Raw genomic sequence first — 7,088 nt, forward strand, 5'->3', positions numbered from 1 at the left:
TAACCCGCACGGATTCCTGTGTTTTATTATTATAACGAAGCCTTAAGATGGTCGTTTGGGTTTGACAACCCGAACAAGGCTGGCGCTTTCATCGCCACCGTGCTGCCGCTTTTTTGGTTGTGGCTAGTTTTGTCTTTCCGGGTTTCAATCCGAGGGTGGCGAGTTTTGCTGCTGTGCCTGGCCTTTGTGGGTTTGGAATCCGCATGTTGGTTCCTGTTCAAAACCTATTCGCGGGGCGGGTTGGTGGCGGGTGTCTCGGCTTTTGCCTATATCGGCTGGATGTATCGGGGCAGGTGGGGTTGGTCTGTCTGGTGGATTGCCGGGATTGCCATGTCGCTGCTTTTTGCGTCGGGCCTGGGATCGCGCAGTTTGGAAAAAGCAGCGGACGCTTCGACTGGCAACCGCCTGTTGCTATGGAAGGGAGGGCTGCAAATGCTGGCAGACAGGCCTTTGGGGGTCGGTTGGGGAAATTCAGGGTATGAATACATGCAATGGTATCAACCGCTGGAAATCGGGGCGGGGTATCGCACCCTGGTCAACAGCTACCTGACTTTTGCCGTCGAAGGGGGAATTTTTTTGTCGGGCCTGATTTTTGCGGGCGTGTTTTTCCTGGTTTTGTGGACGCGGCCCGCGCGGAGCGGGCAGTCACAGGAGGGCGGTAGGGCAGGTTTTGCCACTTGGGTTGCCTGCCGCGCGGCGTTGCTGGCGTTCGCGTTTGCCGGATTTTTCAGCACTACCATGGAGGAGCCGTTGTTATGGATTGCGCCTCTGGGATGCCTGGCGTATTTGATATTTCCGAGTATAAGATCGGCGGGCCGGATTTCGACAGGCGTTTGCGCGTTGCAAGGCTTGGGCTTCTCGTTTGTTCTGATTATATTTTTGTGGAGCGCCGGTTGTTATTTTAACTCCAAGGATTCCCTGTGCCGTGGCTTTGATTCGCGCCGCGGCCAGGTTTTGCTCAAGCCGCGCGGCTCTGCTTCTCCGAACAAGCTGTGGGTTTGGGCGGATGAGCGTATTTTGGGCGACGCCAGTGGCAGGCCGCTGAGGAAGCTGTGTTCGGATACGGGATTATTTCTGAATGTCGGGAGCATCGGGCAGGATGGTGCGATACCGGCGGATGCGAGGGTTCTGGTGATGGGAGGCCAGGTTTCTCATGTCAATCCGGTGGGTGTAGGTCTCTTGGTGTTGCTTTGTCCGGGGAATGTTTCCGAGGAACGCGCACTTGAATTGTTAGGCATGGCAAAATATGCGATTCTAATGCTGCCGGAGTCCGGAGCCCGGGGAAATATCGAATGGTGGCGGGATCTGGCGCTGAGGCCCGATCTGCGTGAAAAAACCGAAGTCGAAATGCTGCCCCTGGTTTCGGAGCGTGTGGACGTGGCCTGGGACAGGGTGATCCATCTCTTGCGGAAGGCAGGGAAGTGACATTCCTGTAAATCCATGTTTTAAGTTCCCGGCTTTTCCCCTTTGCGTTTGATGCGTACGCTCACGTGACGGGCGTCGGGCAGGATGAATTTGCGGATTTCGATCCCGACCCATTTGACCGCAAACTGCCGCAAGATCGCCGCGGCCAGGTCTTCGGCCAATGTTTCGATCAGTTTGCGCGGACGTTCGTGGGCCACGGACTTCGCCAGTTGCGCGACTTGAAAATAATCCACAGTCAGCCCGATGTCATCCAGGCGGGCGGCTTTTTTCAAATTGGCCAATGGAAAAGTAATGGAAATTTCCAGCTTCTGCGCATTGGCCCGCTCGTCTTCAGGCACGCCGATCCGCGTGAAAACCTGCAACCCTTCGATGATGATGGTGTCGGACATGAGAAGTGGGATGTTAGTTTTGTTGGAGCTTTTCGCGGATGGCTTTCAAATGAAGGACGTTTTCACGATCGCGCGGGCGGCTGAGGGCGGCTTTTGCCGTGATTAACGCATCCAGTGACAATATTTTGCAGGGTTTACCGGACAAGTCCCGGGTTATTGAACGTTTCTCGCATTCGTTATAATCCCCAACCGACAGAACTTCACTCAAACAGTCCAGATGGCCGAGGGAAGTTTGGATATAGAGATTTTTCAATCCAACACAGTTTTCGGGATTGAGAACGACGGGGAGTTTTCCTGGCGTGAGGCGGTGGACAGGGTTCAGTCCGTTCAAGGCATTCTTCAAATGTAAAAGGTTGCCGGGTGAAAAATCCAGGCAGATATCCACATCCTCGGTTACCATTGGGCTGCCATGAACCCGCGCGGCATAGCCTCCCACCAGAACAAAGCGGACCTCATGTTGCATCAGGATCTGAAGTAAGCCGTTAAGACTGCTCATCGAGAGAAGGGGCGCCGAGTGCCTGCATGGCATTGAGTGCCAAATCGTTCCGAATGAGGCGTTCCTCCGGTGAAAGCTCGAGATTGCTGAGGATCAGGCTTAGATCAATTCCATAGTCTGCGGCAGCCTTGGAGTCGGGGCCCCAAGGTTCGATCCGGTCCGGAATGGCCGTCAATGGCAGGTCTTGATCCATCAAATAATACTAAACCTGAGCTTCCTGATCTTACAAGCCTGCAAGATGCAATTTCCCTTGGCCTTCCTCCGCATCCTCTGCGTTCTCTGTGGCCAAAACCAACCCCCTTCACTTCCCCCTTGTCAGGGGGATGGCTGCGTCTTGTGTCCTTTGCGTTAAATTTTAATCCGTGTTATCCGTGGTTGGAATTTATTTGCAGATGTGCTCGCGAACCGCTTCGAGCAAAATCCGCGTCGGGGTGTTGATGGGCATTTGCAGCGCTTCGTCGTGATCCACCCAACGGTATTCGTCGGCCTCGTCATTCAGCGTGACCGCCTGCGAATCCGTGTCGGCGACGTAGTTCAACAAAAGAAAATGGGCGGGCTTGTAAAACTCGGTGGAGCCAATGCAATCCTGCACCATGACAAATCGAATGTTGCCCAGCTCGAGCCCGGTTTCCTCCCGTACTTCGCGGACGATGGCGTCGAGGCTTTTTTCGCCGGTCTTGATCTTGCCACCGGGGATGCCCCAGAGGTTGCTCCATTTGTAGGTGCGGATCATGAGCAATTTCCCGGCGGGATTGCGGATGAGTGCGCCGACCGTCGCTACCGGGAGGTAAGCCGGTTCGCTGCGGTGATGTTCGATGTAATTTTTCAGGCCCAGCAAATCCTTGAAGATCAAGTCGGGTTCGGAAGCCTGCAGCTTGGGCAGTGAATCATAGCCGGTCAGCACCGCACAGCTTTGAAGCCCGCCATGTTTGGCCGTTTCGATGTCGTGCTGCATGTCGCCCACGAAAAGGGTTTCGCGCGGGTCCAGGTCATGTTCGGCCAAAAGGCTGTGGATGGTTTTGCGTTTATCGACGGCCTGCACATAGGCTTTCGTGAAATATTCCTTCACGCCGAGTCGCTGTGCCTGCACCTCGTAATGCTCGGGATGAATCGTGCTCAGGAGAAAGATTTTCATGCCGAGGGAGCGGCAATAATCCAGCGTCTCGCGCGCATAGGGCAGCAGCGGGATCTTTTCCTGCAAGAGCTTGAAGGAGCTGTGGTAATAATGGTCGAGCTGGACCATCGTGGCTTCGGGCAGATATTTTTTGTAAAAGTCTGGGAAGGGCAGGAAGAATTTTTCGCGGAAATCCTCGGGTGTGAACGCGGGCTTGCCGTATTGGCGGAAGATTTCGTTGGTGGCTTCCAGGACGGGTTGGAAGTCGTCCGCCAGCGTGCCGGACCAGTCGAAGATGATGTTTTTAAGCACAGGCATAATTTTTTGAACCACGGATAATGCGGATTAAAATTTAACGCAAGGGGCACAAGACGCCAAGGCGCAAAAGAAAGACGCGTTGAACCACGGATGGACACAGATGAACACGGATTAAAATACAAGGTTTCATGCGACTGCACGAAGGAAGATAAGATTTTTCAAGGTTTATATAATCAGCAACAAGGAACCACAAACGTGAAACTAAAAACGATTTTCATCGGCGTCAATCCGTGGTTCAAAATGTGTTTGGTATTTCTCGGAGACTGGGTGGTTAGGATTTGTGGTTATTGTATCAAGACTTGGGTGCCGATTTCGGCGAGATCGTAGAGCCGGAGGATGTCATTGTTGCGCAGGCGGATGCAGCCGAGGCTGGCGGGTTGCCCGATGAGTTCCTCGTGGTTTGTGCCATGGAAATAAATGGTGCGCTCCCGCGTGTTTTGATTTCCCGGGTCAAGCCCTTCCAGCCAGAGGATCCGGGTCAGGATCAGATCTTCGTCCGTGACTTGGCCCGGCGTCCAGATTGCGCCGGTGGGTTGGCGCCCCTTGAAAACCGTGCCCGGAGCCGCGCCGTCCCCGATCTTTTCGCAAACTTGAAGTCTGCCACGCGGAGTTCTGTAGCTGCCGGACTCCTCACCCAGTCCGTGCTTTGAGGTGGAAACTGGAGCGGACCAAAGCTCCCGGTCGCCGTCCAGGACAGTCAGGGTTTGGTTTTGAGTGGAAACGACAAAGTTCATAAGTAGATACTGAACCACGAAGACACCAAGGAAAGCCAGCACAGGTTGGCCGCAAAAGAACACATAGAACTCAAAAGTTTCAAGAATTTCGCTTCTAATTCTATGAGATCTTTGCGCTCTTTTGTGGCAAATGTTGCTAAAATTGGTTGATGCGGTCGATGAGTTGCCGCAGGCGGCCGTTGGATTTGCGGTCGAACTTCAGGCAAAGCCGGGGCAGGTGCGCAATCTCCGGCTCATTGATTTCCTCCGGCAGAAAGGAGCAGACGCGCAGGGAATCCTTGTCCTCCAGAATATCGGAAAAATCATCGACCAGGCGCTTGAGCGCAGCCGGGGGAATTTCACGCTGGGTGCGGATGACCAATTCGTCGCCGACATAACGGTAGGAGTGGAAGTTGTAATAAAAGTTCAGGATTTCCTTCTGGGCCGCGACCAGGTCGTCGGTGATTTTGAAAAGATTGAAATCGCTTTCCGAGATCATGCCGTCGCCAAGGAGGTGTTCGCGCAGATAATGCTCGAAGGTGCGCCAGAAATTGCCCTTGGGCGCATCGACCATGAGGATCGGAATGAGCGGCATCTTGCCGGTTTGCAACAGGGTGATGATTTCGAAGCCTTCATCCATGGTGCCGAAGCCGCCCGGGAAAAGCGCGACGGCATCGGAATTTTTGGCAAAGTTCAGCTTGCGGGTGAAGAAGTAGTGGAAGTTGATGAGCTTCGAATCCCCGGCTATTGTATTGTTAGCTTTTTGTTCGAATGGGAGGCGGATGTTGAGGGCGAAGCTCCGGTCACGTCCGGCGCCCGACTGGGCGGCGCCCATGATGCCGTCCCCGCCGCCGGTGATGACCATGTATCCGCTTTCCATCATCATGTGGCCGAAGGCGTGGGCGGTTTTGTAGGCCGCTTCGTCGGGCTGGGTGCGCGCCGAACCGAAGATGCAGACTTTTTTCACCCCGCGATAGGGTTGGAAAACCCTGTTGGCGTAACGCATTTCCTTGAATGCGCGGTTGAGCAGGAAAATATCGGCAGGGTGGGGTTCGTCCTCGTTGAATTTCAGAACGGTCACGATCATTTCCCGGATTTTATCGTAATCCGCGTGGACGTCGGCCAGTTTCAGGAGTTCGTCGATCTTGGTCTCCAGCTTGGGCTTGCCCGTGGTGTAGGGCTGTTTTTTATGGTTCATGGACTTGTCAGGCGAGGGAATGCATGCTGAGGGTCTCGTAAATTTTCCGCGTCGCGAGCGCCCGGTTCAGCGTGTAAAAATGGATCCCGCGGACGTTGTGGTCGATCAGGTCGCGCACCTGTTCCGTGGCCCAGTGAATGCCGGCTTTTTCCACGGAGGGGTCGTCGGCGCAACGGGCCATGATTTTCAAAAGCGAGGCGGGAAAGCGGGTGCCCGCGGCAAGCTCGGCCATGCGGATCATGCCGGACCGGGTTGTGATAGGCATGATGCCCGCTATGATGGGGACACGGATGCCCGCCAGATGGCAGCGTTCGACGAAATCATAAAAATCACGGTTGTCGAAAAAAAGCTGCGTCACGATGTAATCGGCTCCCGCCTCAACCTTGGCCTTCAGGTAGTCGATTTCCTTCAAGCGGTTGGGGGTGGCAGGGTGGCCCTCGGGAAATCCCGCGACGCCGATTCCAAAGTGCGGAAAATTTTTTTTGATGAAGGCAACCAGTTCGGCGGCATAGCGAAACCCGCCGGATGTTTCCTGCCACTGGGTTTGTCCCCGCGGCGGATCTCCGCGTAGTGCGAGGATGTTGTGGATGCCATTTTCGTTGTAACGATCCAGGATGGAGCGGATTTCGTCCCGGCTGGAGCCGACGCAGGTGAGGTGGGCGACGGGGTTCAGATTGGTTTCGCGGGCGAGCCGGACGACGAGTTGATGGGTCCGGTCGCGGGTTGTACCTCCTGCTCCGTATGTTACGCTGACCGAGGCGGGTTGAAGCGGAATCAGGTCGGTGATGGTATGAAAGAGGCTCTCTCCATCGGCATCCGTTTTGGGCGGAAAAAACTCGAAGCTGAAAGCCGGGTGTTTGATGTCCAGGATGTCTCGGATCAACATGGGATTACTTTAGCATCGTTAACGGGTATTTGCCCATTACAGTTTTAAGCCTTGGATAGCATAGGATAGGCTTATTCCCAAGGGGGTACTTTGATGGTTGACTTTTTAGAGTACTTTACATAAAAAGGCATCACTATGCACCTTCCTTCCCTACGGATAGGCGTTTTCGGGCTTGTCGCCTGTGCTGCTTTGAGCATGACGCTACATGCCGAAACGGCAGACCAGGTCGTGCTTCCCCCGGCTCCACGCCCTCTTCCTCCACCCCCGGCTGATACTTCAACTACTTCCACATCTGATATGACCGGCGGTTCCGACTCAGGAGCGGTACAACAAAACAAAACCACTTCTTCATCAAAATCCCGTGATGTACAACAGCAAAATCAGGCCCCTGCAAGTACTCCCCCGGTACCGCGTGGGAGCAAGGGACCGGAATTTGCCAGTACTGTGGGCTTGCGCAAAGAACCCCGGACCGGTTTCAGTTTTGCGGTTTTCGGCGGCGCCAATCTGTTTGAATCGCTGTCGGGAACCTTGGACAGTCAGGCCATTGTC

The 7,088-nt window shown here is 54.5% G+C and carries 9 protein-coding genes; 2 read left to right on the plus strand and 7 right to left on the minus strand.

Translation table 11 applies throughout. The annotated features are described in order from the left end of the window. Nucleotides 1–18 precede the first annotated feature (18 nt). A complete protein-coding gene (locus PHD76_11945) occupies nucleotides 19–1,425 on the plus strand; it encodes an O-antigen ligase family protein (protein ID MDD5262547.1) in 1,407 nt (468 codons plus the stop codon). Between the two features lie 20 nt (nucleotides 1,426–1,445). Here PHD76_11945 and folB read toward each other — a convergent pair whose 3' ends face one another. The 7 genes from folB to metF form a co-directional block, all read right to left on the minus strand. Beyond that, on the minus strand, nucleotides 1,446–1,814 hold the full coding sequence (gene folB, locus PHD76_11950; protein MDD5262548.1) for a dihydroneopterin aldolase: 369 nt from the start codon (nucleotides 1,812–1,814) through the stop codon (nucleotides 1,446–1,448). Between the two features lie 13 nt (nucleotides 1,815–1,827). Continuing rightward, nucleotides 1,828–2,277, minus strand: coding sequence for a hypothetical protein (locus PHD76_11955; protein MDD5262549.1), 450 nt, complete (start codon nucleotides 2,275–2,277; stop codon nucleotides 1,828–1,830). Between the two features lie 19 nt (nucleotides 2,278–2,296). Continuing rightward, complete coding sequence (locus PHD76_11960) at nucleotides 2,297–2,503, minus strand: hypothetical protein (protein ID MDD5262550.1); 207 nt, start codon at nucleotides 2,501–2,503, stop codon at nucleotides 2,297–2,299. Nucleotides 2,504–2,692: 189 nt separating this feature from the next. After that, nucleotides 2,693–3,742 (minus strand): HAD hydrolase-like protein, encoded by a 1,050-nt coding sequence (locus tag PHD76_11965; protein MDD5262551.1) that lies wholly within the window; start codon nucleotides 3,740–3,742, stop codon nucleotides 2,693–2,695. Nucleotides 3,743–4,026: 284 nt separating this feature from the next. Next, nucleotides 4,027–4,476 carry a L,D-transpeptidase gene (locus PHD76_11970; GenBank protein MDD5262552.1) on the minus strand — a complete coding sequence of 150 codons (450 nt, stop codon included), beginning with the start codon at nucleotides 4,474–4,476 and terminating at the stop codon, nucleotides 4,027–4,029. A 136-nt stretch (nucleotides 4,477–4,612) separates the two neighbouring features. After that, nucleotides 4,613–5,653, minus strand: coding sequence for a TIGR00730 family Rossman fold protein (locus tag PHD76_11975; protein MDD5262553.1), 1,041 nt, complete (start codon nucleotides 5,651–5,653; stop codon nucleotides 4,613–4,615). Nucleotides 5,654–5,660: 7 nt separating this feature from the next. Further along, nucleotides 5,661–6,539: a methylenetetrahydrofolate reductase [NAD(P)H] gene (metF, locus tag PHD76_11980; protein ID MDD5262554.1), complete on the minus strand. Its 879-nt coding sequence runs from the start codon at nucleotides 6,537–6,539 to the stop codon at nucleotides 5,661–5,663. A 135-nt stretch (nucleotides 6,540–6,674) separates the two neighbouring features. Between metF and PHD76_11985 the strand changes: the two genes are divergently transcribed. Further along, a partial coding sequence (locus tag PHD76_11985; protein ID MDD5262555.1) for a hypothetical protein occupies nucleotides 6,675–7,088 on the plus strand: 414 nt, incomplete at its 3' end.

The sequence above is a fragment of the Candidatus Methylacidiphilales bacterium genome, from assembly GCA_028713655.1.
Taxonomy (GTDB): Bacteria; Verrucomicrobiota; Verrucomicrobiia; order Methylacidiphilales; family JAAUTS01; genus JAQTNW01.

What these genes read in the sequence shown, in the direction of transcription:
- PHD76_11955 (MDD5262549.1), bottom strand. Translation starts at nt 2,277, where the DNA reads ATGCAACATGAGGTCCGCTTTGTTCTGGTGGGAGGCTATGCCGCGCGG.
- PHD76_11970 (MDD5262552.1), bottom strand. Translation starts at nt 4,476, where the DNA reads ATGAACTTTGTCGTTTCCACTCAAAACCAAACCCTGACTGTCCTGGAC.
- metF (MDD5262554.1), bottom strand. Translation starts at nt 6,539, where the DNA reads ATGTTGATCCGAGACATCCTGGACATCAAACACCCGGCTTTCAGCTTC.
- PHD76_11960 (MDD5262550.1), bottom strand. Translation starts at nt 2,503, where the DNA reads ATGGATCAAGACCTGCCATTGACGGCCATTCCGGACCGGATCGAACCT.
- folB (MDD5262548.1), bottom strand. Translation starts at nt 1,814, where the DNA reads ATGTCCGACACCATCATCATCGAAGGGTTGCAGGTTTTCACGCGGATC.
- PHD76_11975 (MDD5262553.1), bottom strand. Translation starts at nt 5,653, where the DNA reads ATGAACCATAAAAAACAGCCCTACACCACGGGCAAGCCCAAGCTGGAG.
- PHD76_11965 (MDD5262551.1), bottom strand. Translation starts at nt 3,742, where the DNA reads ATGCCTGTGCTTAAAAACATCATCTTCGACTGGTCCGGCACGCTGGCG.